Origin of the sequence: Winogradskyella sp. MH6, assembly GCF_022810765.1 — a bacterium.
In the GTDB taxonomy this organism is placed as follows: Bacteria; Bacteroidota; Bacteroidia; order Flavobacteriales; family Flavobacteriaceae; genus Winogradskyella.
Genome location: NZ_CP094494.1, coordinates 2,370,957 through 2,396,648 on the forward strand (window position 1 = coordinate 2,370,957; position 25,692 = coordinate 2,396,648).

The 25,692-nt window shown below is 35.7% G+C and carries 18 protein-coding genes; 12 read left to right on the forward strand and 6 right to left on the reverse strand.

The window, feature by feature from the left end; all coding sequences use genetic code 11:
* Positions 1–37 precede the first annotated feature (37 nt).
* From MST30_RS10670 to MST30_RS10685, 4 genes are all read left to right on the forward strand, one after another.
* Positions 38–7,252 carry a T9SS type A sorting domain-containing protein gene (locus MST30_RS10670; protein WP_243471397.1) on the forward strand — a complete coding sequence of 2,405 codons (7,215 nt, stop codon included), beginning with the start codon at positions 38–40 and terminating at the stop codon, positions 7,250–7,252.
* A 14-nt stretch (positions 7,253–7,266) separates the two neighbouring features.
* Positions 7,267–7,473 carry a PID-CTERM protein-sorting domain-containing protein gene (locus MST30_RS10675; RefSeq protein WP_243471398.1) on the forward strand — a complete coding sequence of 69 codons (207 nt, stop codon included), beginning with the start codon at positions 7,267–7,269 and terminating at the stop codon, positions 7,471–7,473.
* 114 nt (positions 7,474–7,587) lie between these two features.
* Positions 7,588–8,076, forward strand: a complete 489-nt coding sequence (locus MST30_RS10680) for an exosortase/archaeosortase family protein (RefSeq protein ID WP_243471399.1) — start codon at positions 7,588–7,590, stop codon at positions 8,074–8,076.
* The gene (locus MST30_RS10685; protein ID WP_243471400.1) at positions 8,054–8,464 is read left to right on the forward strand and encodes a hypothetical protein; all 411 of its coding nucleotides are present in this window, start codon (positions 8,054–8,056) and stop codon (positions 8,462–8,464) included. Before MST30_RS10680 ends, MST30_RS10685 begins: the two co-directional genes overlap by 23 nt.
* A 49-nt stretch (positions 8,465–8,513) precedes the next feature.
* On the opposite strand, the gene MST30_RS10690 is transcribed toward MST30_RS10685, so the two are convergent.
* The 3 genes from MST30_RS10690 to MST30_RS10700 are packed head-to-tail and all read right to left on the reverse strand — an operon-like array spanning position 8,514 to position 10,970.
* On the reverse strand, positions 8,514–8,861 hold the full coding sequence (locus MST30_RS10690) for a hypothetical protein (protein WP_243471401.1): 348 nt from the start codon (positions 8,859–8,861) through the stop codon (positions 8,514–8,516).
* A 24-nt stretch (positions 8,862–8,885) separates the two neighbouring features.
* The gene (pepT, locus tag MST30_RS10695) at positions 8,886–10,118 is read right to left on the reverse strand and encodes a peptidase T (protein WP_441372358.1); all 1,233 of its coding nucleotides are present in this window, start codon (positions 10,116–10,118) and stop codon (positions 8,886–8,888) included.
* A gap of 21 nt (positions 10,119–10,139) precedes the next feature.
* On the reverse strand, positions 10,140–10,970 hold the full coding sequence (locus MST30_RS10700) for a universal stress protein (protein WP_243471402.1): 831 nt from the start codon (positions 10,968–10,970) through the stop codon (positions 10,140–10,142).
* A gap of 146 nt (positions 10,971–11,116) precedes the next feature.
* On the opposite strand from MST30_RS10700, the gene MST30_RS10705 reads away from it, so the two are divergent.
* Genes MST30_RS10705 through MST30_RS10715 form a run of 3 tightly spaced genes read left to right on the forward strand, consistent with a single transcriptional unit; the run spans position 11,117 to position 13,669 of the window.
* A complete protein-coding gene (locus MST30_RS10705) occupies positions 11,117–12,136 on the forward strand; it encodes a quinone-dependent dihydroorotate dehydrogenase (RefSeq protein ID WP_243471403.1) in 1,020 nt (339 codons plus the stop codon).
* 9 nt (positions 12,137–12,145) lie between these two features.
* Positions 12,146–12,760, forward strand: a complete 615-nt coding sequence (locus tag MST30_RS10710) for a LysE family translocator (protein ID WP_441372800.1) — start codon at positions 12,146–12,148, stop codon at positions 12,758–12,760.
* A 45-nt stretch (positions 12,761–12,805) separates the two neighbouring features.
* The gene (locus MST30_RS10715; protein ID WP_243471405.1) at positions 12,806–13,669 is read left to right on the forward strand and encodes a hydroxymethylglutaryl-CoA lyase; all 864 of its coding nucleotides are present in this window, start codon (positions 12,806–12,808) and stop codon (positions 13,667–13,669) included.
* Positions 13,670–13,732: 63 nt separating this feature from the next.
* Here the strand turns inward: MST30_RS10715 and MST30_RS10720 are convergent, their stop codons facing one another.
* A complete protein-coding gene (locus MST30_RS10720; protein ID WP_243471406.1) occupies positions 13,733–14,374 on the reverse strand; it encodes an HmuY family protein in 642 nt (213 codons plus the stop codon).
* A 28-nt stretch (positions 14,375–14,402) separates the two neighbouring features.
* Positions 14,403–16,487, reverse strand: coding sequence for a TonB-dependent receptor plug domain-containing protein (locus MST30_RS10725; protein ID WP_243471407.1), 2,085 nt, complete (start codon positions 16,485–16,487; stop codon positions 14,403–14,405).
* A gap of 90 nt (positions 16,488–16,577) precedes the next feature.
* Here MST30_RS10725 and MST30_RS10730 point away from each other — a divergent pair, with 90 nt between their 5' ends.
* The 4 genes from MST30_RS10730 to MST30_RS10745 are packed head-to-tail and all read left to right on the forward strand — an operon-like array spanning position 16,578 to position 21,675.
* Positions 16,578–17,483: a DUF6607 family protein gene (locus MST30_RS10730; RefSeq protein ID WP_243471408.1), complete on the forward strand. Its 906-nt coding sequence runs from the start codon at positions 16,578–16,580 to the stop codon at positions 17,481–17,483.
* A 6-nt stretch (positions 17,484–17,489) separates the two neighbouring features.
* Positions 17,490–18,968: an ankyrin repeat domain-containing protein gene (locus MST30_RS10735; protein ID WP_243471409.1), complete on the forward strand. Its 1,479-nt coding sequence runs from the start codon at positions 17,490–17,492 to the stop codon at positions 18,966–18,968.
* 7 nt (positions 18,969–18,975) lie between these two features.
* Positions 18,976–19,461, forward strand: a complete 486-nt coding sequence (locus MST30_RS10740) for a DUF2271 domain-containing protein (RefSeq protein WP_243471410.1) — start codon at positions 18,976–18,978, stop codon at positions 19,459–19,461.
* Between the two features lie 15 nt (positions 19,462–19,476).
* Entirely contained in the window at positions 19,477–21,675 is a 2,199-nt protein-coding gene (locus tag MST30_RS10745; RefSeq protein WP_243471411.1) for a PepSY domain-containing protein, read from the forward strand.
* A gap of 74 nt (positions 21,676–21,749) precedes the next feature.
* On the opposite strand, the gene MST30_RS10750 is transcribed toward MST30_RS10745, so the two are convergent.
* Positions 21,750–23,981 (reverse strand): TonB-dependent receptor family protein, encoded by a 2,232-nt coding sequence (locus MST30_RS10750; protein WP_243471412.1) that lies wholly within the window; start codon positions 23,979–23,981, stop codon positions 21,750–21,752.
* Positions 23,982–24,209: 228 nt separating this feature from the next.
* Between MST30_RS10750 and guaB the strand changes: the two genes are divergently transcribed.
* A complete protein-coding gene (gene guaB, locus MST30_RS10755; protein ID WP_243471413.1) occupies positions 24,210–25,679 on the forward strand; it encodes an IMP dehydrogenase in 1,470 nt (489 codons plus the stop codon).
* Positions 25,680–25,692 lie beyond the last annotated feature (13 nt).

A 25,692-nucleotide genomic window follows, 5' to 3' on the forward strand; every position in this document is an offset into this window, starting at 1 on the left:
ATCAATGACTGAAAAATTTACTTTTCGTAACGCCCCGTTGATCAAATTTATTCTATTAGCTGCCTTTGTCTGTTTTAGTTGGCAAAGTAATGCGCAATGTACTGGTAATGAATACGGTTTTGGCACCGTTGCCACAGATGGTACAGTTACCACGATGGATGGGAGTTTCGGCTCTTGTCACTTTGCAGGTGAGTTTGCACTTGTAACAATAACAGCAGATGGTGAATATGAGTTTGCCAGTACCGTTACTACAGATTTTCTGACCTTAAGAGACAATACTAATACAGTTGTTGCATTTGGAACGACCCCTGTTACGGCCACCCTCTCGGCAGGTACTTACAATTTAGTTGTTAACTTAAGTGATGCTTGTGATACAGCAAGTACTTGTAGAGATCTTTCTGGTCAATTGCTTTTAGATCAAAACGCTGATCTTGACGGTGATGGTTATACCATAGCTCAAGGTGATTGCAACGATAATAATTCGGCTATTAACCCAGGAGCTATTGAAATACTTGATAACAATGTAGATGAAAATTGTGATGGTGTTGTTGAATATAATGATATTTCAAACGATGATTGTTCCAATGCAACAGCGATAGCATGTGGGGATACTGTCATGGGCTCAACGGCCAATGCGACCGATTCAGGAAACAACGCTGCACCAGATGTGTACTACTCACTTTCGGGTACGTCAGCAGGAGAAGAGATCACTGCGAGCTTGTGCGGATCTTCTTTTGATACATTGATAAGAGTTTTTGATGCTTGTGGGGGAACTCAGCTGTTCTCTAATGATGATTCATGTAGTTTACAGTCAGAAGTTACGTTTACATCAGATGGTTCAACCACATATATCATAATGGTAGAGGGCTTTAGTTCTAATTCTGGGGACTATACGTTAGCTGTAACTTGCGTGCCACCACCAGATTGTACACCACCAACGATAGATAGCGCAACGGTAGTTGATAGCTGTAATGGTGATGGAACAGGAACCTTCAACGTAGAGGTTGTTGTATCGGATGCAGGAGATACAGGAACAGTAATCAGCGATGGTACGAATACATATCCAGTAGTTGCAGGAACTGTTGTTGCGGGACCATACAACAGTGGGGATAATGTAACATTGACTATAGACGCAACTGATGACGCCTGTGATGCAAGTCTAGGGGACTTCACGTTCACTTGTCCGTTACCGGCACCAGATAACGATGACTGTTCAGGAGCACATCCGTTGGATTGCGGTGTTACCGTAACGGGCAGTACAGAAGGGGCAACGGCATCAGGTTTGGATGCTGAGTGTAATGGATTTACGTCTTCAAGTGCATTAGATTTATTCTATACCTTTGAGGCCGATGGTACAAGCAGCTATACGCTAAGTTTGGACGATGCTTCTGGAGGATTTTCTTTTGATGGCGTAATGTTTGTATATTCAGGACCATGTGTTGATCTTACTAGCATAGCATGTAGCGATAGTGGCAGTCCAGAGGAAATCACCTTGGACGCACCATCAGCAGGAACATATGTGGTAAGAATATTTGACTATTCAGGAACAGCGGCGTTCATTTTGGATCTGACTTGTGTGGCAGCACCAGAGTGTGTGTCACCAACTATAGATGATATCTCAGTGGTAGATAGCTGTAATGGTGATGGTACAGGAACCTTTAATGTAGAGGTTGTAGTATCTGACGCAGGAGATGCAGGAACAATAATCAGTGACGGTACAAATACATATCCAGTAGTTGCAGGAACTGTAGTAGCAGGACCATACAACAGTGGAGATACTGTAGCATTGTCTTTAGATGCTATTGATGATGCTTGTGATGCAAGCTTAGGAGACTTTACGTTTACTTGTCCAATACCAGCACCAGATAATGATGACTGTGCCAATGCCGCAGCCATAGCATGTGGTGATACAGTAATGGGCTCAACAGCCAATGCTACAGATTCAGGTAATAACTCAGCACCAGATGTGTACTACTCTTTAGCAGGAACAGCAGCAGGTGAGGAAATCACAGCAAGTTTATGTGGATCGTCTTTTGATACATATATCAGAGTTTTTGATGCCTGTGGGGGTACAGAATTATATGGAAATGATGATTCTTGTAGTTTACAATCTGAAGTAACGTTTACATCAGATGGATCTACAACATATATCATTATGGTAGAAGGCTTTAGTTCTACCTCAGGAGACTATACATTAGCGGTTACTTGTGTGCCACCACCAGAGTGTGTGTCGCCAACTATAGATGATATTTCTGTAGTAGATAGCTGTAATGGTGACGGTACAGGAACCTTTAATGTAGAGGTTGTAGTATCTGACGCAGGAGATGCAGGAACAGTAATCAGTGATGGCACAAATACATATCCAGTAGTTGCAGGAACTGTAGTTGCAGGACCATACAACAGTGGAGATACTGTAGCATTGTCTTTAGATGCTACGGATGATGCTTGTGATGCAAGTTTAGGAGACTTTACGTTTACTTGTCCAATACCAGCGCCAGATAATGATGACTGTGCAAATGCAACAGCGATAGCATGTGGTGATACAGTAATGGGCTCAACAGCCAATGCTACTGATTCAGGAAACAATTCTGCACCAGATGTATACTACTCTTTAGCAGGTACAGCAGCAGGTGAGGAAATCACAGCTAGCTTATGTGGATCATCTTTTGATACGTTGATACGAGTTTTTGATGCTTGTGAAGGCACGCAGTTGTTCTCTAATGACGATTCATGTGGTTTACAATCAGAAGTAACCTTTACATCAGATGGTTCAACCACATATATCATAATGGTAGAAGGTTTTAGTTCTAACTCAGGAGACTATACATTAGCAGTTACTTGTGTGCCACCACCAGAGTGTGTGTCGCCAACTATAGATGATATTTCTGTAGTAGATAGCTGTAATGGTGATAGTACAGGAACCTTCAATGTAGAGGTTGTAGTATCTGATACAGGTTCTGCAGGAACAGTAATTAGTGATGGCACAAATACATATCCAGTAGTTGCAGGAACTATAGTAGTAGGACCATACAACAGTGGAGATACTGTAGCATTGTCTTTAGATGCTACTGATGATGCTTGTGATGCAAGTTTAGGTGACTTTACATTTACTTGCCCACCATCAAATATGGATTGTGCAACAGCCACTATGATATCATGTGGTGAGACTATAAATACTACTTCGGAAGGTTCAACAGGAAATCAGGAAGGTAGTGGTTGTTCAATGGGAGTCAATGGTATTTGGTTCACATTTACAGGAACAGGTGGAGACATGACTGTGTCTGTAGATGCAAGTTTTGATCATGAGGTTGCTATATCTACAGGAGTATGTGGTGATTTAACCAATATCAACTGTGATGATCAATCAGTAGGGACAGAAACCCATACTTTTGAGTCTGTTCTAGATGCAACATATTATGTATATGTAGCTCATTATTCTAGCTCTAGTACAACTACAGGAACTATAGATATTACTTTAGAATGTGCAGAAATAATAGAGTGTATTGAGCCAAGTGCACTTACTTTAGATTCAGTAACTAGTACTGAAGCCGTTGTATCTTGGACAAATGATCCAAGTGCAACATTGGGTGTACAATATGAGTTTGGTGCTTCTGGTTTTACTCCAGGCACAGGTAGCTTTATTGCTGCTGGTGGAGGCATAGGTTCTGCTGCGACTTCTGCAGAGACATTAAGCCCAGGAACTGATTATGATTTTTATGTGCGATCTAATTGTGATACTAATGAATATAGTGTATGGGCTGGTCCTCTGTCTTTTACTACACCATTACCAGCACCAGATAACGATGATTGTACAGGAGCACTTCCTTTAGAATGTGGTGTAACAATTACAGGTAGTACAGAAGGGGCAACAGCATCAGGATTAGATGCAGAGTGTAGCGGATTTACATCTTCAGATGCATACGACTTATTCTATACTTTTGTTGCAGATGGTACAAGCAGCTATACGTTAAGTTTAGACGATGCCTCAGGAGGTTTTGCTTTTGATGGAGTAATGTTCGTTTATTCAGGACCATGCGAAGATATGACTAGTATGGCATGTAGCGATAGTGGTAGTCCAGAGGAAATTACTTTGGATGCACCATCAGCAGGAACATATACTGTAAGAATATTTGATTATTTCGGAACCGCAGCGTTCACGTTAGATCTGACTTGTGTGGCGGCACCAGAGTGTGTGTCACCAACTATAGATGATATCTCAGTAGTAGATAGCTGTAATGGTGATGGTACAGGAACCTTTAATGTAGAGGTTGTAGTATCTGACGCAGGAGATGCAGGAACAGTAATCAGTGATGGTACAAATACATACCCAGTAGTTGCAGGAACTGTAGTGGCAGGACCATACAACAGTGGCGATAGTGTAACATTAACAGTAGATGCTACTGATGATGCTTGTGACTCAAGCTTAGGAGACTTTACGTTTACTTGTCCAATACCAGGACCAGATAATGATGACTGTGCAAATGCAACAGCGATAGCATGTGGAGATACAGTAATGGGCTCAACAGCCAATGCTACTGATTCAGGTAACAACTCAGCACCAGATGTGTACTACTCTTTAGCAGGAACAGCAGCAGGAGAGGAAATCACAGCAAGTTTATGTGGATCGTCTTTTGATACATATATCAGAGTTTTTGAAGCTTGTGGAGGTACACAATTATATGGAAATGATGATTCTTGTGGTTTACAATCTGAAGTAACCTTTACATCAGATGGATCTACAACATATATCATAATGGTAGAAGGTTTTGGTTCTAGCTCAGGAGACTACACATTAGCGATTACTTGTGTAGCACCACCAGAGTGTGCACCACCAACAGATTTAGTTCCTACAGCTCAAACACCAACAGTAACCACATTTACTTGGGCTCAAGGAGGTAGTGAAACGTCTTGGGAATTTGCATTATCTCAACCAGATGCTACAGAGCCAGAGCCAGCAACTGTTGTAACGGAGCCAACTGCTAATGTTGGTCATGCTCCAGGACAGACGCTCCTTGTTTGGGTTCGTGCAATTTGTGGTGATGGTATTTTTAGCGAGTGGGTAACAATAGAATATACTTCTCCTTTAGAAGCGCCAGATAATGATTTATGTGCAGATGCTACACCAATAGCATGTGGTGATACTATAAGTGGAACTACAACTGATGCTACTTTTGATGATGTTGGTACTTGTGGAACCTCAAATACAGCTAGTGGTGTTTGGTATAGCTTTACAGGTATTGAAGGTGAAGCTACAATAAGTACATGTGGTACGGCAAACTTTGATACAAAGTTAAGTGTGTTTACCGGTGTCTGTGGTGATTTAACTTGTATTGATGGAAATGATGATGGTGCTGGATGTAGTGGTTTTACTTCAGAACTTACAATTCCTACTACAGCTGGAGTAGAATATTATATTTTAGTTCATGGATTTAGTAGCTCTACAGGAGATTTTGATTTAACACTTACATGTCAATCTTTAGATCCATGTGACGCTGAAGAGCTGCCACAATTAACGTGGACTGGTACAATGGATACTGATTGGGAAAATACAGGTAACTGGGATAACAATGAAGCACCTAGCTTATTGGTATTTGCAGATGTAACTATTCCTATGAGTGCACCAAATTACCCAATGTTAACAGTTGGACAGAACCTTTACATTGCAGAATGTTCTACAGTAACTGTAGAGAGTGGAGCTTCTTTAAGTGTTGGTGCAAATGTAGAGGTTACAAATGATGGTATTGTTTCTAATGACGGTACTGTAACTTTTGAATCTGATGCTACAGGTTCTGCTTACATTGGTTCAGGTGTGGGTATGTTTATGGGTGATTTCACCGTAGAACGTTACATCCCAGCTAAAAGAGCATATCGCCAATTAGGTTCGCCTGTTACAACAAGTACGCCAATATCTGATAACTGGCAACAGGATACCCATATTACTGGTCCTGCAGGTAATACAGACGGATTTGATGTAACTTTAACAGGAAACCCTTCGGCTTATATCTTTGATAACGTTGGATATGAGTATGTAGAGTTGGCTAATACCAATGCTACTAACTTAATACCTGGAACTATGTATCATATCTTGATAAGAGGTGACAGAAACACAGATTTAGGGGATAACAATGCTACACCATCAGAAACTACATTACATGCTACAGGTGAGTTAACTGCAGAAAATGTAGGGTCTCAAATGATGGCAGTGAATGTGCCTGAACAACGATTCATTGCTGTTGGTAATCCATTCCAGTCACAGATTGATATGAATACTGTATTAACTACAGGTTCAACAAATATCAATCCTAATTTCTACTGGGTTTGGGATCCGACATTAGGTACAAGAGGTGCTTATACAGCTATTATGGCTGCAACAGGAACTGCTTCAACAGTTGGTTCTGATGCTAATCAATTCTTACAAGCTGGACAAGCTGGTTGGGTTTATACAGCTGGTGCAGGACAGTCGTCTGTAATCTTTGATCAGTCTAGTAAGAACAATTCTGGTTTTGAAACTTCGACGTTTACCGATAATGGTGGAAATACAAGTCTAAGTCAATTACGATTATCTTTATATGAAAGTAGTGCATTTGCTAATAACGATACAGCTAGAGATGGTGTGTTAATATTGTTTGGCGCTAATGGAAATAATGGTATAGATGCTAACGATGCACTAAGCATTACAAACTTAGATGAGAATTTTGCAATCAGCAATGATAGCGAATTGCTAAGTATTGAAAACAGAGCAATGCCTCAGGAAACAGAAGAAATCCAATTAGAGATTAATACCTATAGAAGTACCAATTATACCATAGTTGCAGAAGGTATCTCAATAGAAGGTGCAACACCTTACTTATATGATAACCATACAGGTACATATACAGAGATTCCTCAGACAGGTACTGTTAACTATAGCTATACTGTTGACGCTAGTATCTCATCTTCAATAGCTGGAGGTCGATTTACAATTGTATTCTTCCAGACGACTTTATCAACTGGTAGTTTTGATATAGACAGTATTAAGCTTTATCCTAATCCAACTAATATAGGTAAGTTCTACATAAACGTTCCATTAGGAATGGATGACTTAGAAGTTACTATCTATGATGTTTTAGGTACTAAGTTATATAATGAAAAAGGGTTTAACGCTGGAAGCAGAATTACAGTAGAAGCTGGTTCAAAATTCAGTATGGGAACCTATTTTGTAGAGTTGAGTTCTAAAGGTAGAACAACAACTAAGAAGTTAATTATTAATTAATAAATTCAAATATTATGAAGAATTCTAAAAAACGAATTTCTAGAGCCATAGGTACAATGGCTATAGTATGCGCGTTGTTTATGTCTACGGACATAAACGCACAAGGACCTCCAGGTGGAGCGACAGATACACAAGATGTTCCTTTAGATGGCGGGCTAGTTGCTTTAGTCATCGGTGCAGCAGCATTTGGTGTTAAAAAATTACGAGATAATTTAAAATAACGTGATTTGATTAAGCTTAAATCTTTATTAAGCGACATACCATTACCAATAAGGCTTTTTTTAAAAAAAGCCTTATTGTTTTTTGTTGTGTGGAAAATAATATACATTGGTTTCTTGCTGAAATCCAAGGTAGTAGACCATCAATTAACAACGCACATAGGTAATGCATGTGTCGAAATATTAAATAATTGGACTTCTATGTCTGGCTTTAGAGCAGTTAGAGAAGCAAAAACTTCTATCTATGAAGGGGAATCAACAACTGAAATAGCCTCACTTATATACCATAATGATAGAAAGGTTTTGTATATAGCTGACCTTTGCAATGGCCTAGAGTTATTAGCATTATACATTGGTTTTATTGTATGTATGCCTTCTTCGTTTTGGCGAAAAGTTCGCTACATAATTATTGGAGTTATTATACTAGATGTTGTTAATATAGCTAGGTGTATAGGCTTAATTTACTTGCAAGAGTATTACGAGTATTATTTTGATATTGCACATAAATACATATTTAATGTTACCGTTTATTCGGTTACATTTTTATTATGGGTAATTTATACCAGAAAAATTCATTTAAATAATGAAACTATACAAGTCGGATAAGGTTCGTTTTATAATGGGTCTTGTTATTATTTTTATACTATACTCTTGTTACTATATTTTCATAGCAGAGCAAAGAGATACTGCAATGATACCCAGAAAATTGAGGCATTTTATTAGTCTTTTATTTACAGTTGCTGTTTACTTTGCTGGAACTTTTCATCTCGGAAAACTCAAAGCAACTTGGATGTCAACGTTTTGGCATATAGTACACATTAGTGGACTGTGTATAATAACAGGTATTGGATTATTTGACTGGTTATTTCTTGAAGGAAACACAATACCAAGACTTAGCATATTTGCTAGATCAATTCAAGAAATCTTAATTTCACCCTTGATGTATCTAGCAATGGGTTTGCTTAATCAGATGCTGAATAATAACAAAGCTTAATCTTCAAATACAATTATTAAAGAACATTTTTTGGTTTTAATAATGTCATTTACTGTTGAGTTTTTGAAGATTTTATTGCTAAAACAAAATAACCAAAAGCAGATAAAATACCAGCAGCACCAAGTAATAATGAGCTAAGATATATTAACCTTGAGTCACCAAAGATACTAGCTAGCCCAATAAATAATAAAACAGAACCCAAAAACAGGTATAAAAGCCCTTTGTTTATTGCATCCTTTTTTATTTCAGATCTAACACTTAGATAGTAACCATTAGCTTCATCCTTACTTATTCCAAAGCGTTTAATGGCTTTTTTGATGGTGAAACTTTTAACGCTGAGTTGAAGCATTTCACTTTTTAAAAGGTGGCGTAAGGCTAATATCTCTTCTTCAGTCATAATGTGTGCTTATGATATTAAGAACTATGAGATTTTTGTAGCCGTCAATTCTGCAATCTTACAAATAACCTCTACAGCTTTTTGCATACTTTCTACTGGCACATACTCATAACGTCCATGAAAGTTGTGACCACCAGCAAAAATGTTAGGACATGGTAAGCCCATATAAGATAACTGAGAGCCATCAGTACCTCCTCTAATAGGTTTAATTAAAGGTTTTATGTCTAAGGATTTCATAGCTTCTTCAGCAATATCTACAATATGTTTTACTGGTTCTACCTTTTCTTTCATATTATAGTATTGATCTTTTATTTCTATCTCAAAAATTTCAGACTCAAACTTAGTATTCAAATCAAAAACTACTTTTTCCATTAGAGCTTTACGTGCTTCAAACTTGTCTTTATCGTGATCTCTGATAATATATTGAAGTAGCGTTTCTTCAACTTTACCATCTATTTTATGTAAATGGAAAAAACCTTCGTAACCTTCAGTGTGTTCTGGTGTTTCAAGTCGTGGTAAAGCATTAATAAATTCTGTAGCATAGTACATAGAATTTATCATTTTGCCTTTGGCATAACCAGGATGTACAATTTTTCCTTTTACTTTAATTTTTGCACCAGCAGCATTAAAATTTTCGTACTCTAGTTCACCAATTTGGCTGCCATCCATGGTATAAGCCCAATCAGCTCCAAATTTTTCAACATCAAACTTATGAGCTCCTCGGCCAATTTCTTCATCTGGTGTAAAACCTACTTTAATCTCACCATGCTTAATTTCAGGATGGTTAATAAGATATTCCATGGCTGTTACAATTTCTGTAATACCAGCCTTGTCATCAGCACCTAAAAGGGTCGTGCCATCTGTAGTTATTAAGGTTTGACCCTTGTAGAGTAATAAGTCTTCAAAATAATCTGGTGATAAAACAATGTTTTCTTCAGCATTTAAAACTATATCCTTACCATCATAATTTTCAACAATTTGTGGTTTTACATTAGCTCCGGTAAAATCAGGAGATGTATCAAAATGTGATATAAATCCAATAGTAGGCACATCATGATCTACATTACTCGGCAAGGTTGCCATAATGTATGCGTTATCGTCTATGGATACATCGCTCATACCAATAGCTTTGAGTTCTTCAACCAATTTATTGGCTAAATCCCATTGCTTTTCTGTGCTTGGTGTAGTATCCGAATTAGGGTCGGACTCAGTATCTATGGTAACGTAGCTTATAAAGCGATCTATAATGTACTGCATGTTTTTAATCTTGTTTCTGAATTAAAGCTTAAATGTAATTACTGGTAATTTTGAATGGTTAACTAAGTCTTCTGAAATACTACCACCAAAGAAATGGCTTAAACCAGTTCTTCCATGAGTAATAATAGATACAGCATCTGCACCTTCTCTTTTAGCATAGTTTAAAACACCATCTTCTACCATATGATCTGAAGCGTAAGCAATGTTTAGTTCTTTTTCGTCTAACTGAGACAGTTTTAAAAAGTCAGCTACTTTTTCGTTTATCTCATCTGTGCTTAAAAAGCTTAAGTTAGGAAGATTTACATGTAGTAAAGTTACTTTACTTGCTAATTTATTTAATGTGTCTAAAGCATTTTTTACAGCAGGTATGCTTTCTTCGTTAAAGTCGCAGCTTAATACAACGTTGTTAAAGTTTACAGAGCTAGGTTTAGATTTAACAACCAAAACAGGAGTGTCACTGTAACGTACTACTTTTTCGGTATTAGAACCTGTAAACACACCGTCGTGATCACTATGACCTCTAGAGCCCATAATAACCAAATCTGCTTTTTCGTAGCTAGCAACTTCAGATACTTCTTTTAGTACTTTATGATGCTTAATTAATGGTGAAACAGATAGACCTTCTAAGTAAGGTTTGTCTAAGAATTTTTCAAATTCTTTGTTAGTTACCATTAGCATAAATGCAGTTTCTTCACTTTTTTCTGATCCAGAAGTAGAAAAAATAGATTCAGAAAGTTCTAGCATATGCATAACAATAAGTTCAGCATTATGTTGTTTAGCTAATGCTGCACCAGTTTCTAATGCGTATTCTGAATGTTGAGAGAAATCTACAGGAATTATAATTTTTTTCATGATGTGATTATTAGTTAATGCTCAAAGTTAACAATTTGAATGATTAAAAATAATGATAATTGATAGTTTATGTTTAAATATTTATTGAAGCTAGAGCCTGCTTAAAATTATTAAGATTCTTATTTTTGTACAGCAAATTCCTTTCCATGTATAAAGCAATCATAAGACCGATTTTATTCTGGTTCGATCCAGAAAAAGTACATCATTTTACCTTTTCTTTAATAAGAACAATATCAAAACTACCAGGCTTTAAAAGTCTGTTTAAAAAATTGTATTTAGTTGAAGATGAAAAGCTTGAGCGTGAGCTTTTTGGCTTAACCTTTAAGAATCCGGTTGGTCTTGCCGCTGGTTTTGATAAAGATGGAAAACTCTTTAATGAGTTGTCTAATTTTGGTTTCGGATTTATTGAAATTGGTACACTAACACCAAAACCTCAAGACGGAAATCCAAAAAAACGTTTGTTTAGATTAAAAGAAGATTCAGCCATTATTAACAGAATGGGATTTAACAATGGAGGAGTAGAAGAGGCAGTTGAACGACTAAAAAAGAATAAAGGCGTATTAATTGGAGGTAATATTGGTAAGAATAAAGTAACACCTAATGAAAATGCGGTAAAAGATTATGAAATCTGTTTTAATGCCCTTTTCGATTACGTCGATTATTTTGTAGTTAATGTAAGTTCACCAAATACACCAAATTTAAGAGCATTACAAGATAAAGAGCCATTGACGGAATTACTTAAGGCTTTGCAAGTGCTTAATTTTCAAAAACCTAAGAGCAAACCAATTCTTTTGAAAATAGCTCCAGATTTAACAAATGAGCAACTCGATGATATCATTGACATTGTAAAAACAACGAAAATAGATGGTGTAATTGCAACAAACACAACTATTTCTCGTGAAGGTTTACTAAGCAAAAACAAATCTGAAATCGGAGGTATGAGTGGTAAACCATTAAAATCGCGCTCTACAGAAGTGATTAAATACTTGTCTGAAAAAAGCAATAAAGCTTTTCCGATTATTGGAGTAGGAGGTATTCATTCGGCTGAAGATGCTTTAGAAAAAATAGAAGCTGGTGCAGATTTAGTACAATTATATACTGGCTTTATTTACGAAGGCCCTAAACTCATTACTTCCATAAATAAGGCATTACTTCAAAAAGCATAATTTTTATTGATAACAGAAACACTTATATCATTTGCTTTAGCCACTTCCGTTTTGGCAATTTCGCCAGGACCAGATAATATTTATGTTTTAGTACAAAGCATTACTAATGGTAAAGCTTATGGTTTGGCAACGGTTTGTGGTTTAATAACAGGTTGTATAGTTCATACAACGCTATTGGCATTTGGTGTTTCGGCAATCATAAAGGCAAATGAAGAACTGTTTTTTGGGATAAAAGTACTAGGAGCTTTGTACCTTTTGTATTTAGCTTACAAAGTTTTTAAGTCAGATTCTCAATTAGATTTTGATTCAGAAGCAGCTCCAAAGAAAAGTCTAAAAGCGTTATTTGTTCAAGGGTTTTTTATGAATGTTTTAAATCCTAAAGTCACCATTTTCTTTTTGGCATTTTTCCCAGGATTTTTATTCAGTAAAACTATGAGTACAATTGCTCAATTCTATATTTTAGGTGGTATTTTTATGTTAGTGTCTTTTATTATTTTTTCGGCTATTGCATTGCTGGCTGGACAAATTAAATCTTATACCTTAAAACATAGAAACTCAGGAGTTGTGTTTAAATGGCTGCAAATAGTTGTCTTTATTGGTATAGCTGTATTTATTTTAGTATAAAAATGATACTATGAAATCGTTTTCGGAAACCGTATATTTGAGGCAATGAATACAGCGGTAAAACTCATCGAATGTCCTAGAGATGCCATGCAAGGCATCAAAGATTTTATTCCTACTGAAAATAAAGTACAGTACATTCAATCTTTGTTAAGGGTTGGTTTTGATACTATTGATTTTGGAAGTTTTGTATCACCAAAAGCTATTCCGCAAATGGTAGATACAGCTGAAGTTTTAGCGCAGTTAGATTTATCTAAAACCAAGAGCAAATTACTGGCAATAATAGCCAATACAAGAGGTGCCAATGATGCTTCAATACATTCTGAAATTGATTATTTAGGATTTCCATTTTCTATTTCAGAAAACTTTCAGATGCGTAATACGCACAAAACGATTGCACAATCTGTAGTAACACTTCAAGAAATATTAGAAATTGCAGATAAAAGTAAAAAGGAAGTTGTTGTGTATATTTCCATGGGATTTGGTAATCCTTATGGTGACCCTTGGAATGTAGACATAGTAGGAGAGTGGACAGAACGCTTAGCAAAAATGGGAGTAAAAATTTTATCGCTAAGTGATACAATAGGAAGCTCTAATCCTGAGAATATTAATTATTTGTTTTCTAATCTTATTCCCAAATATCCCGAAATAGAGTTTGGTGCACACTTACACACTACACCAACCACTTGGTTCGAAAAAATTGATGCCGCATACAAGGCTGGTTGCCGTCGTTTTGATGGTGCTATTCAAGGTTTTGGTGGTTGCCCAATGGCCAAGGATGATCTTACTGGTAATATGCCAACCGAAAAAATGCTGTCTTACTTTACACAACAAAAAGCTCACGACCTAAATGCCATGAGCTTTGAGAGCGCTTACAACGAAGCGACTAAGATATTTTCAAAATACCATTAAAAAAGCCCTTTCACAATTTCAGTAAAAGGACTTTTCAAGTTATTAATTAGGGTTATAGATTTACTAGAACGTTGTTACGCCTTCGTTAGGTTGAAATACATAGTTAAATGTGTAATAAGGTGTAGCATCAGCAAAAGCATCTGGGTTTTCAGGAGCATCTTCGTAGTAGCTTAAAAATTCTACTTTTGCATACTTTCCTTCATTTGTTTTAAATACAAAAATCTTACCTGCGATTGGTGTAATTAAGTGTGTTGGAGGACCAGCATACGTATACCATCCATTTCCACTACCAGTTGTAATAGCGTAGCCTTCAGCAGAATCTTGAGTGAATAAAGTTGTATCAACATCTGCTACCGAAGCCATAGTGCCAGAAACTTCATAAACTGCTGCTATTCCTGTTCTTTCAGGTTCGTCAGTTGTACCAGCAGATACACCACCATTAACAATGATTGTTGTTCCTCTAAAAGCAATATCCCATTCAGTTTCGCTTGTTGTTATTAAGCCTGTTTCAAAATCGAACTTTGTAAAGTCACCAGATACAGGTTGTCCTTGTCCACCTTCTTGCGGAGCATATAAATTAGTAACAGTTTCTGTTTCTATGTCTAATACGTTGTTAGAACCATTATCATCATCACTACTACAAGCAGTAAATCCAATACATAGTGCTAATAATGCTAAAAGTTGAATTGATTTAAGTGTTCTCATGTTTTTGTTATTTGTTTATTATTAAGTGTTAAAATTGAATATTTAGTTTTCCGTATATAATGCGACCAGCAATATTGCTGATGTTTTGCGTATCTGTAAAATTGAAAAGGTTATCTACTCCAAACCCAAGCATATAGTCATTAAAAAATCTCTTGTTTATAGCAAAATCTATAACTGTGTACCCATCTACAAAGTCATCATAGTTATCTAAGTAATTATTTCCGTTGGTGTCAAACAGACCATATTTGCTTCGGTAAGTTCCTCTAACATTAGCATCTAACTTTAGTTTTGTGAAAGCATAAAACACTTTTAAGTTAGCCATATGTCTAGAGCGGTTATACAGTCCGAAGTAATCTTCTTTTTTTAGCTGAAACGAAGGAGAACTTGGAGTTTCTCTTGCATATACTTCTCCATTTTCAAAGGCTCTTTCTGCTTCTTTGTCTTTTGCAAATAGTAGTTGATAGCCACCAGATATTTTTATTTTATGGTTTGGTTTCCATGTAGAATTAAATTCCAGACCTTGTGTATAGACTTCGTTAATGTTGTAGTAACTAAACACATTTTGTCCGTTGGTTTTATTGGCAATGACTCTGGTGTCAATTAAATCGTCAATAGTATTTCTAAAAGCATTAATGTTAAAGTTGAACTGAGAGGACAATTTAAAATCCACTCCTAAATTGATACTTATGGAATTCTCTGGGCTGAGATCTTCTTCAAATTCTGAAAGTGGTACTACAATATTGGCAATTTCACCTTGTTCTTGTAATTCTGGAATTACCGTTGAAACAGCATTATAACCCAAAACAGTATAACCTACGGTCGCATTAGTAAAATCAAAGTATAATTGTCTAAAATCTGGTGCTTTATAACCATAACCTACAGAACCTTTTACGGCAATTTTGTCGTTTATTTTATATCGAGCCGCAGCTTTAGGGCTGAATTGGGATTTGTATTTGTTATGGCTGTCAAATCGTGCGCCAACAATTACATTTAAACGTTCTGTAAAGTTTCCATCATATTGCAGGTAAGCATAAGGGGAATTAAAGATTGGATTTGAGGTAAAATCTGTTCTATCTAAGGTTTCATGATTAAAACCAATACCTCCAATAAATGTATTTTGGTCTTTTGGTGAATAAGTAGCTCTTATTTCTGGCCTTACCAATAATTGATTATAGAAACCATCACTGTATCTGCTTCCATCTTCATTATTTAAATATTCATCTGCCTTGTATCGTGTTGTGTAAAATTCAAAATAACTACTCCATTTTTCACTGTATTTGTGGCTTAGTTTTGTATGCACGTTCCATTCGTTGATAGAACTTTCTCCGCTTAGAGTTGAAGAGGCTACGTAATCTTGATTTTGTGTGTAAAAACGTCCTGAAACAAATAAGTCAGTGTTGTTTGTGAAATCGTAAGTTAATTTAGAATTTAAGGTGTAGTTGCTAAAAGGCTCAACTGTATTTAAATCGTCATTTTCATTTAAATCATAACCATCACTGCTATAGCTATTAATGAATAAGCTTGCACCTATTTTTTCTTTTTTGTAGCCAATTGTGGCACCAATATCATTGGTGTTAAAGGCACCAGTTCTATAGTTAATATTGCCCTTAAATCCATATTTAGGCTGTTCGGTAATAATATTAATAACACCACCTAGAGCATCATTACCATAAAGACTAGAAGAAGCACCTTTTACAACTTCTATCTGCTTTATGTTTCCAACGGTTACTCTACTTATGTCTAAGGTACCAGCAGAACGACCTACGAGAGGCACACCATCAACTAGTATTAACGTGTATTGCGAGTCTAAACCTTGTAACTGTATGCCTTCACCACCACCAAAATCTGGTATTGTTACTAATCCTGTTTGTTCATTTAGTATATCGTTAAGTCGTATTGAGTTACTTCTCTTAATGTCTTTTTTTGAAATGATTTGAGCAGGTAAGGGTAAAGAAGAAAGCTGTCTAACGGTTCTTGTTGCGGTAACAATAACTTCTTCTAATTTCTCGGTTTTAGAGGAATCTTTTTCTACAGACCTGATTTCTTGACTGTAAGAAAAAGAAGCGAAAAAAATTAAAAAATAAATGTAGATATTATTTTTATTTAGACTCATTCTTGATTAAATTTGCCGCAAATATATAATCTTATTTTAAATCAATCTAAATAAGAATAAAAAATTTAAAAATAATTTTAACCCATAATCATGAGACAAATTTTAGCTTTTTCATTAGCATTTTTATTCGTTACGCTTTCAGTAAATGCACAAAACAAAAAAAAGAAAGACCAAGCAGCCATTAAGGAAATGTGTGGTTGTTTTGAAGTCACTTTTAACTTCGCCGAAACTTTTTCATTTAGTGAAGATTCGCTTTACAAACCTTCTAAAACCAAGATTGATAAAGGTTTAGAGTGGGCACAATTGGTAGTAGATGAGGACGATAAAATTTCAATTCAGCATTTATTACAAGTAGGAAGACCAGATCAACCACATATTGTTAAGCACTGGAGACAAGATTGGTTATTTGAAAACAAGGATTTTTATGTGTACAACGGAGATAATGAATGGTTGTTCGAAGAAAAAGCAGGCGAAGATGTTGAAGGTCAGTGGACTCAAAAAGTGTATCAGGTAGACGATAGCCCACGTTACGAAGGTTCTGCAACTTGGGTACACGTAGATGGTAAAAGCTATTGGGAAAATACAACAACTGCACCATTACCAAGACGCGAGTACACTAAGCGTAGTGACTATAATGTTACTTTAAGAGGAAATCGTCACGAGATAACCAAATATGGTTGGTTACACGATCAGGATAATGCTAAAGTCATTAGAGAAAATGGACAAGAAGATGTAGTTTTGGCGCACGAAAAAGGTTACAATACTTATGTAAAAGTAGATGATAGCCGTTGCCAGGCAGCACAAGATTGGTGGAAAGCTAATTTTGATAAATGGGCTACTATTAGAGCTAAATGGGATGAGGTTTACTCAAGAGATAAAGATTTAGTATTAGAAGAAAAGGTAGATAACAAAGTTCTTTATAAGCATTTATTTGATGAAGAAATGACTGCAGAGAAAGATATTGATACTACTATAGAATCATTTGTTAAGAAATAATTACATATGAATACATTAAAAAAAATCACAGTGACTTGCGCAATAATGTTCGGGTCGCTTTTATTTGCACAAAACAACGTGTTTTTAAATCGCGATTTTTGGGGTACAAAACCCAATGTCGAAATGATTGAAGCTAAGATTAAAGCAGGCAATAATCCATCTGAAGCTAATAGAAATAATTTTGATGGAGTAGTATATGCCATTCTTCAAGATGCACCAACAAAGAGTATTATTTATTTAATGTCGCAAAAAGGGAATGATGTTAATAAATTAACTCATGACGGGAGAACTTACATTTTCTGGGCGGCTTACAAAGGCAATACAGAAATTATAAAGCATTTACTAGATAATGGTGCTAGAACAGATTTAACAGACGACAAAGGCAATACCATAATAACTTTTGCTGCTGGTTCTGGTCAACAAAATACCGCAGTGTACGATTTAATTATTGCAGCAGACAAGAATCAAGTTTCAAAAACCAACCCAGATGGTGCTAATGCTTTGTTATTAGTAGCTCCTTATGATTCAGATTTAGAAGTTGTAACATATTTTGAATCTAAAGGTTTAAGTATCAAAAGTACTGATGCTGATGGTAATGGAATATTCAATTACGTAGCACGTACAGGCAATACCGATTTAATGAATAAACTTATTAAAAAGGGATTGAAAGGAACAGATCAAGCTTTTATTTTTGCAGCTTATGGTACTCGTGGAAAAGCAAATACAATTGATACTTACGAATATTTAGTTGGTGCAGGACTAAATCCAAATGTAGCAAATAAAGAAGGTGTTACACCTTTACATGTTTTAGCAGCAAGAAGTAAGGATATAAAAGTTATTACCTATTTAATCAAAAAGGGATTAGATGTTAATGCTAAAGATTCAGAAGGCAACACACCATTTACAAATGCAGCTTCAAGAAATAATCTTTCTATTGTTGAGCTTTTATTCCAGGACGTTACAGATGTAAATCAAGGCAACAATAAAGGAGCAACTGCTTTAGCATTGGCTGTTAAGTATAATAATGCAGATGTTGTTGGGTTCCTAGCTAATAATAAGGCAAATTTCAAATTTAAAGATAAGGAAGGGAACAATTTAGTTTACTATTTATTTGAAGGTTACTCACCAAGAAATGAAGAGCAATTTTTTAAGAAGCTAGAGTTGTTAAAGGAAAAATGGGTAGATATAACCGCAACTCAAGAAAATGGAAACACTTTATATCATTTAGCTACAGAAAAGCAGAGTTTAAAATTATTAGAATTGGCAGCTAAGGAGGATATCGATATCAACGCTAAAAACAATGATGGTAATACGGCTTTGCACTTAGCTGCGATGAAAGCAAAAGATGCTGATATTTTAAAGTTTTTAATAGCCCAAGGCGCAGATACTAAAGCAACAACAGATTTTGAAGAATCAGCTTACGATTTAGCTTCAGAAAACGAATTATTGAAAAAGAACAACGTAGGAATAGACTTTTTAAAGTAAAAACAGAATGAAGAATTTTAAAATACTAGCAGTACTATTTATAACCATTATTGGATTAATGTCCTTCACTTCAATTATAGAATCTACCAAATATAAGTGTATGATTCAGATGACTAATTACACAGGCGAAGGAGCATACATTGTTATCTCATTAATCAATCCGGATGGTGAATACGAAGAAACATTGCACGTTAAAGGAGAAGATGATGAATGGTACAACACCGTTGAAGAATGGTGGGATTTTTACGGAAAAAAGCGTAATGATATTGATGCCATAACGGGAGCAACTATGAGTGGTGGAGAGCGCTCTATCAGTGTTATCGAAATCGCAGATGAAAAACTAGACAAAGGTTATAAATTACGTTTTGAAACTGCTGTAGAGGATCAGGAATATTACACATCAGATGTTGAGGTAGAATTAACTACGACAAATGTAAAAGGTAAGTTCGATGGTACCGGTTTTATTCGCTATATAAGGCTAATGCCTCAATAATCTATCAGTAGATATATGACAATTTCAATATGGAGATATAGTCACTTTGCACTGGCTATATCTTCTTCTATTTTTATACTTCTAGCAACCGTCACAGGTATTGTTTTAGCGTTTGAACCCATTTCAAATCAGCTAAAGCCTTATGCTATAACCAATGCAGATGACATTAAATTGTCTGAGGTTATTACGGTTTTACAAGATGAATATGATGAAATTGTTAGTGTTGAGGTAGACAACAACAACTTTGTAAAAGCCTCTGTTTTTACGTTCGAAGGTGATAGCGAAACCTTTTATTTAGATCCAAATACAGGAAAGAAGCTCGGAGAATTAGAGAAAAAAGCACCAATTTTTGAGTTTGCAACAAACCTGCATCGCTCATTATTTTTAAAATCTACAGGTCGGTTTTTAGTTGGCTTATTTTCATTTTTATTACTGCTTATTGCCATTACTGGAATTCAGCTTATAGTAAAACGACAAGGCGGTTTAAAGAAGTTTTTTAGTAAAGTTGTAAAAGAAAATTTCGAGCAATATTATCACGTGGTTTTAGGACGTTGGTTCTTAATTCCTATAGTTATCATTACACTCACAGGTGTTTATTTATCCTTAGAGAAGTTTGATGTGTTGCCTGCCAGTAAGGTAGAGCATATTGAAACTACCGAACAACAATCTAAGGAAAAACAAGAATTATCTAAATTCAAAGTATTTAATGAGACCAGTTTAGATGAGCTTGTAACACTCGATTTTCCATTTTCTGACGATGAAGAAGATTACTTTATACTGCAAACAACATCTGGTGAATATTACATTAATCAATACACAGGTAACGTTCTCAGCGAAGCTAAGAAACCGTTGGTAAGCCAATTATCCTATTGGAGTTTAATTTTGCACACAGGACAAGGCACCATCATTTGGGCAGTGATGTTGTTACTGGCTTGTTTTGCGATTCTGTTTTTTATGTATTCAGGTTTTGCAATGAGTTTTAAACGTTTAGCTAAAGGGTCTAAGGTGAAGAATAAATTCACAAAAGACACTGCAGAATATATCATTCTTATTGGGTCCGAAACTGGGCATACCAACAAGTTTGCGCATCAGTTTTACAATGCTTTGGTAGAAGCTGGTAACACGGTTTATTTTTCAACTTTAAATCAATATGATAGTTATAAAGAGGCAAAGCACATCATCATATTTACGTCAACTTATGGTGAAGGTGAAGCGCCTCGAACTGCCAAGAATTTTGAAAAATTGTTACCTGCGATTCAACAACCCAATATCATAAAATTTTCGATAGTTGGTTTTGGATCTTTAATGTATCCAGACTATTGCAAATACGCGATAGATGTTAATGAATGGTTGCATAATAGTTCAAATTTTGAAGCGAATTTACCTGTATTCAAAATAAATAATCAATCTTTTGAAGCCTTTAAAAATTGGGCAATTCAGTGGAATGAAGCTACAAACCAAGATTTGAAAGTGGTATTAAACAAACCATTGGTCAACCGTAAAAAACTGAAGAATTTTAAGATAATATCAAATTCTGGTCTTAACATAGATGATACCTTTTTAATCGAATTAAAACCAGAAAAAAAATTAAAATTTCAGTCAGGAGATATTGTGTCTTTCTATCCTGAAGAAGATAATATTGAACGTCAATATTCAGTTGCCAAAGTTGATGATAGCATTTTGTTGAGTGTAAAAAAGCACGAGTTTGGTAAATGTTCAACATTACTATGTCAGTTAACGGTTGGTGATATAATTAAAGGGAAAGTCATCAGGAATTTAGATTTTCATTTTCCGAGCTATGCAAAAGAAGTGGTAATGATCGCCAATGGTACCGGAATTGCGCCTTTTCTCGGAATGCTTAACGAAACCAATAAAGACATAAAAACACATCTGTTTTGGGGAGGGCGAACCAAAGCATCGCTTCAATTGTATACTTCTCACATAGAAAACGCAACTCAAAAAGGCTATTTAGATAATTTTAATGTTGCCTATTCGCAAGAACATGAAACTAAGGTGTACGTTCAAGATAGTATTAAAATGAACGAAACCCTTATTTCTAATGCGCTTAAAAACGATGGAGTCATAATGATTTGTGGTTCTATAGCTATGCAAAATCGTGTATTAGAAGTTTTGAATAGCATAACTACAACAACCTTAAACGAGCCATTGAGTACGTTTGAGAACAACGAGCAAATCTTAATGGATTGTTATTAGGATTTTAACCAAAAAAAGCGCTACCCAAAAATGGATAACGCTTTTACCAATCAACTAATTTTAAAACTGAATATTTAAAATCTAAATTCAAATCCTAGGTTACCACCAAATGGATGACCAGGACGTAAACCTGCTGGAACTCGTGAAACAGCATATGTTTCATCTAATAGGTTTATAATGTTTCCTGTAAGACTAAGATTCTTTGTAAAGTGATATTTAGCAGACATATCTATGATAAAGTTAGAATCTACACGCTCAGTATCTGGAATAGATCCTGTACCAGCCATAGTTCTAAATTCACCATTAAATCTTCCGTTTATGTTGAGTTCGTATTTAGTGTGTTCTAACGATAATCCAACATTAAATTGATGTTTTGGGATGTATGGTAATTCGTCACCTTTAGTAACTTCTCCCCATAAATCATCGTTACTACCAAAGCTATTTAAAAACTCAGTATTTGTAAATGTATAGGCAAACGTTACAGGTAGTTTAAACGATTTGTTATTTGGCAATAACTCATAGTTTAATAAAACTTCTACACCACTCACAGCAACTTCACCTGCATTAAATTGATCTAAAGAGCCAGTTCCGCCAGTTGCGGCTAAATCGCTACCTAATAAGTTACTATAGTCATTGTAGAAACCAACAACCTCACCACGTAATTGACCAAAAGCAAAACGCGATCCTAGTTCATAATTGATGCTTTCTTCAGCTTCTTCACCATCAGAACTTCCTGGAGGTGAAAATCCTTTATGTACACCACCAAATACAGAAATAGTATTTGTAAATGCATAGTTAACACCAACACCAGGAATAAAAACATCTACTTTGTTTTCTCTAACCGAAAGGTCGCTCCCTGTTCTGCTTGGGTCATTGCTTCCGTAATCATCACGCTGTAGAATGATATTTTCATATCTAATGCCAGGTGTTACAGTAAGCTTATCATATTTTAATTTATACATCGCATAAGCTGCAAAGGCTTTTGCGCTACTAATTCTGTTACCTTGAGCACCAAGCACACCATCCGATGTTTTAGACATATTTTGATTAATAATACTATAACCATCTTCCCACTGAAAACGGTCTTCCTCATCATAATGGTAACGTAAACCAATTTCTAAATCATGAAAGGTGTTTTCACCAAACCAATGGTGGTCAAATTTTGTTTGTACACCTTTTGAATAGTACACACGATTATTTGCTTTAACTAATAAAGCATCAGCTGATGAATCTACATCACCACGAATAATATTCATGTGGTTGGCATAGGTAGTTGGGTCTGCAATTACAGTAGAAATACCTTGTTTATCTCCATTAAAGATAACATCATCTAACTTATACCAGTTACGCGAAAATTTATTGTAATAACCGTTAGTCGTTAAACGCATGTTTTTTGAAAAATCTAAAGTATGCGTAAGCATTAATTGAATTTGTTCAGCAATCATACGATCATCTTGCGAAGCTGCATATCTACTATAAGGAGATGAATTAAAGTCGCTTTCAGTAAGACCTAAATAAGTTTCGTAAGAACGCTCATCGTAATAATGAAATTTAGCTTCTAATGACTGTTGAAGCTTAGCGTCAGCATCAGTTTTTACTTTAAATTTAGCTGTTAATTCATTAATGTCAAAGCCAGTGTTGTTGCTGTTAGACAAGTCCTTAAAGCCATCAGAACCGTAGTTAAGGAATTCTAGCATGTAGCCAATATTTTCTTTTGTATCACCTATACGTGCCAATATTTGCTGCGTGTCAAAAGAACCATAACCGGCTTTAACTTCACCACTAAAGGTGTTAGGTATTTGTGCCGAAATCATATTAATTGCACCACCTGTCGTAAATGGACCAAATTGTACCTGGCTACTTCCTTTTAAAATTTCTAATGCCTGCATACGACCAACTGAAGGAAAATAATAAGCAGCAGGAGCACTGTAAGGGGCAGGTGCTATAAGTACACCATCTTCCATTAAGGTGATTTTTGCACTACGCTCTGGAGATGTACCTCTCAAACTTATGTTTGGTCGTAATCCAAAACCATCTTCCTCGTAAAAAGTAACACCTGGGACTGAACGCAAAGCACGATTAATATCTGTAAAACCAAATTTCTTTAACTCTTGTGGTGATAAATAGTAAGCAGAACCTGTACGGTTACTTGCTACATATTTACTACCAAAAATTTGGTTTGAGTTAATAATTACTTCGTCTAGTTTTTGAATAGAATCTAATGGTTTTTCATTAGTTTGGTTTTGTGCATTTACAAGAAAAGTACCAGTAAAACCAATTACTGTAAGGGCTAATTTCCGAATCATTTATTTAGACTTGTTAAAAATAGGTTTGTTTTCAGCGTGCAAAATTACGACCTAAGCTTAAATTTTCAAACTTTATTTAGAATAAATAAAAATAAATAACATACAAGCTTTGATTAGCAGTTCATTATATAAAGATATTTTATTGATTGAACATTATTTAACCATAAGTTGATGTTTGCTCAATGAAAAAAAATGTATCTTTGCGTGCAATTATACCTTAATTGCACTATGACAGCACACGAAAATAAAATCTTAGGTGAAGGTCTTACCTACGATGACGTCCTTTTAGTTCCAGCATTTTCTCAAGTACTTCCGCGCGAAGTAAACATTCAAACAAAATTTACGAGAAACATTACCATTAATATTCCTGTAATTTCCGCAGCTATGGATACGGTTACAGAGAGTAGAATGGCTATTGCTATGGCTCGCGAAGGTGGTATTGGTGTGTTGCACAAAAACATGACTATTGAGCAGCAAGCCACAAAAGTGCGTAAAGTAAAACGTGCCGAAAGTGGTATGATAATAGATCCTGTAACATTACCAATGAATGCCGTAGTTGCAGATGCCAAAAATGCAATGCGAGAGCATAGTATTGGAGGTATTCCAATCGTTGATGATGAAGGAAACCTAAAAGGTATTGTTACCAATCGCGATTTGCGTTTTGAACACAATAATGATAGACCAATCATTGAAGTGATGACAGGCGAAAATTTAGTGACTGCACCTGTTGGGACATCCTTAAAAGATGCCGAAGCCATTTTACAAGAAAATAAAATTGAAAAACTTCTTATTGTTGAAGGTAAAAAACTCGTAGGTCTTATCACATTTAGAGATATTACTAAAGTGACGCAAAAGCCAATAGCCAACAAAGATACCTACGGAAGATTAAGAGTTGCGGCAGCAATTGGAGTAACAGGAGATGCTGTTGATAGAGCAGAAGCTCTGGTTAACGCAGGTGTTGATGCTGTTGTTATTGATACTGCTCACGGACACACCAAAGGTGTGGTATCTGTCCTAAAAGAAATAAAATCAAAATTCTCTCAACTAGAAGTTATTGTTGGAAACATTGCAACAGGCGAAGCTGCTAAATATTTGGTAGAAGCTGGTGCAGATGCTGTAAAAGTAGGTATTGGTCCAGGTTCTATTTGTACAACACGTGTTGTTGCAGGTGTTGGTTTTCCTCAGTTTTCAGCAGTATTAGAAGTTGCTGCAGCTATTAAAGGTAGTGGAGTACCAGTTATTGCTGATGGTGGAATTCGTTATACAGGTGATATACCTAAAGCAATTGCTGCTGGTGCTGATACTGTAATGTTAGGTTCCCTTTTAGCAGGAACTAAAGAGAGTCCAGGAGAAACGATTATTTATGAAGGCCGTAAGTTTAAATCGTATCGTGGAATGGGTTCTGTTGAAGCTATGAAACAAGGTAGTAAAGACCGTTATTTCCAAGATGTTGAAGACGATATTAAAAAATTAGTGCCAGAAGGCATTGTGGGTCGTGTACCATATAAAGGTGAATTGTTTGAAAGTATTCATCAGTTTGTGGGTGGACTTAGAGCCGGAATGGGTTATTGTGGTGCAAAGGATATTGCAACGTTGAAAGAGTCTGGAAGATTTGTAAAAATTACTGCAAGTGGTATTCACGAAAGTCATCCACATGATGTTACTATTACCAAGGAAGCACCTAATTATTCTAGGTAATTTTATTTGTGTT

Bases quoted from the DNA above. Each gene is read 5' to 3' on its own strand.
- MST30_RS10675 (WP_243471398.1), top strand. From the start codon at position 7,267: ATGAAGAATTCTAAAAAACGAATTTCTAGAGCCATAGGTACAATGGCT.
- MST30_RS10685 (WP_243471400.1), top strand. From the start codon at position 8,054: ATGAAACTATACAAGTCGGATAAGGTTCGTTTTATAATGGGTCTTGTT.
- MST30_RS10690 (WP_243471401.1), bottom strand. From the start codon at position 8,861: ATGACTGAAGAAGAGATATTAGCCTTACGCCACCTTTTAAAAAGTGAA.
- pepT (WP_441372358.1), bottom strand. From the start codon at position 10,118: ATGCAGTACATTATAGATCGCTTTATAAGCTACGTTACCATAGATACT.
- MST30_RS10700 (WP_243471402.1), bottom strand. From the start codon at position 10,970: ATGAAAAAAATTATAATTCCTGTAGATTTCTCTCAACATTCAGAATAC.
- MST30_RS10705 (WP_243471403.1), top strand. From the start codon at position 11,117: ATGTATAAAGCAATCATAAGACCGATTTTATTCTGGTTCGATCCAGAA.
- MST30_RS10715 (WP_243471405.1), top strand. From the start codon at position 12,806: ATGAATACAGCGGTAAAACTCATCGAATGTCCTAGAGATGCCATGCAA.
- MST30_RS10720 (WP_243471406.1), bottom strand. From the start codon at position 14,374: ATGAGAACACTTAAATCAATTCAACTTTTAGCATTATTAGCACTATGT.
- MST30_RS10725 (WP_243471407.1), bottom strand. From the start codon at position 16,487: ATGAGTCTAAATAAAAATAATATCTACATTTATTTTTTAATTTTTTTC.
- MST30_RS10730 (WP_243471408.1), top strand. From the start codon at position 16,578: ATGAGACAAATTTTAGCTTTTTCATTAGCATTTTTATTCGTTACGCTT.
- MST30_RS10735 (WP_243471409.1), top strand. From the start codon at position 17,490: ATGAATACATTAAAAAAAATCACAGTGACTTGCGCAATAATGTTCGGG.
- MST30_RS10740 (WP_243471410.1), top strand. From the start codon at position 18,976: ATGAAGAATTTTAAAATACTAGCAGTACTATTTATAACCATTATTGGA.
- MST30_RS10745 (WP_243471411.1), top strand. From the start codon at position 19,477: ATGACAATTTCAATATGGAGATATAGTCACTTTGCACTGGCTATATCT.
- MST30_RS10750 (WP_243471412.1), bottom strand. From the start codon at position 23,981: ATGATTCGGAAATTAGCCCTTACAGTAATTGGTTTTACTGGTACTTTT.
- guaB (WP_243471413.1), top strand. From the start codon at position 24,210: ATGACAGCACACGAAAATAAAATCTTAGGTGAAGGTCTTACCTACGAT.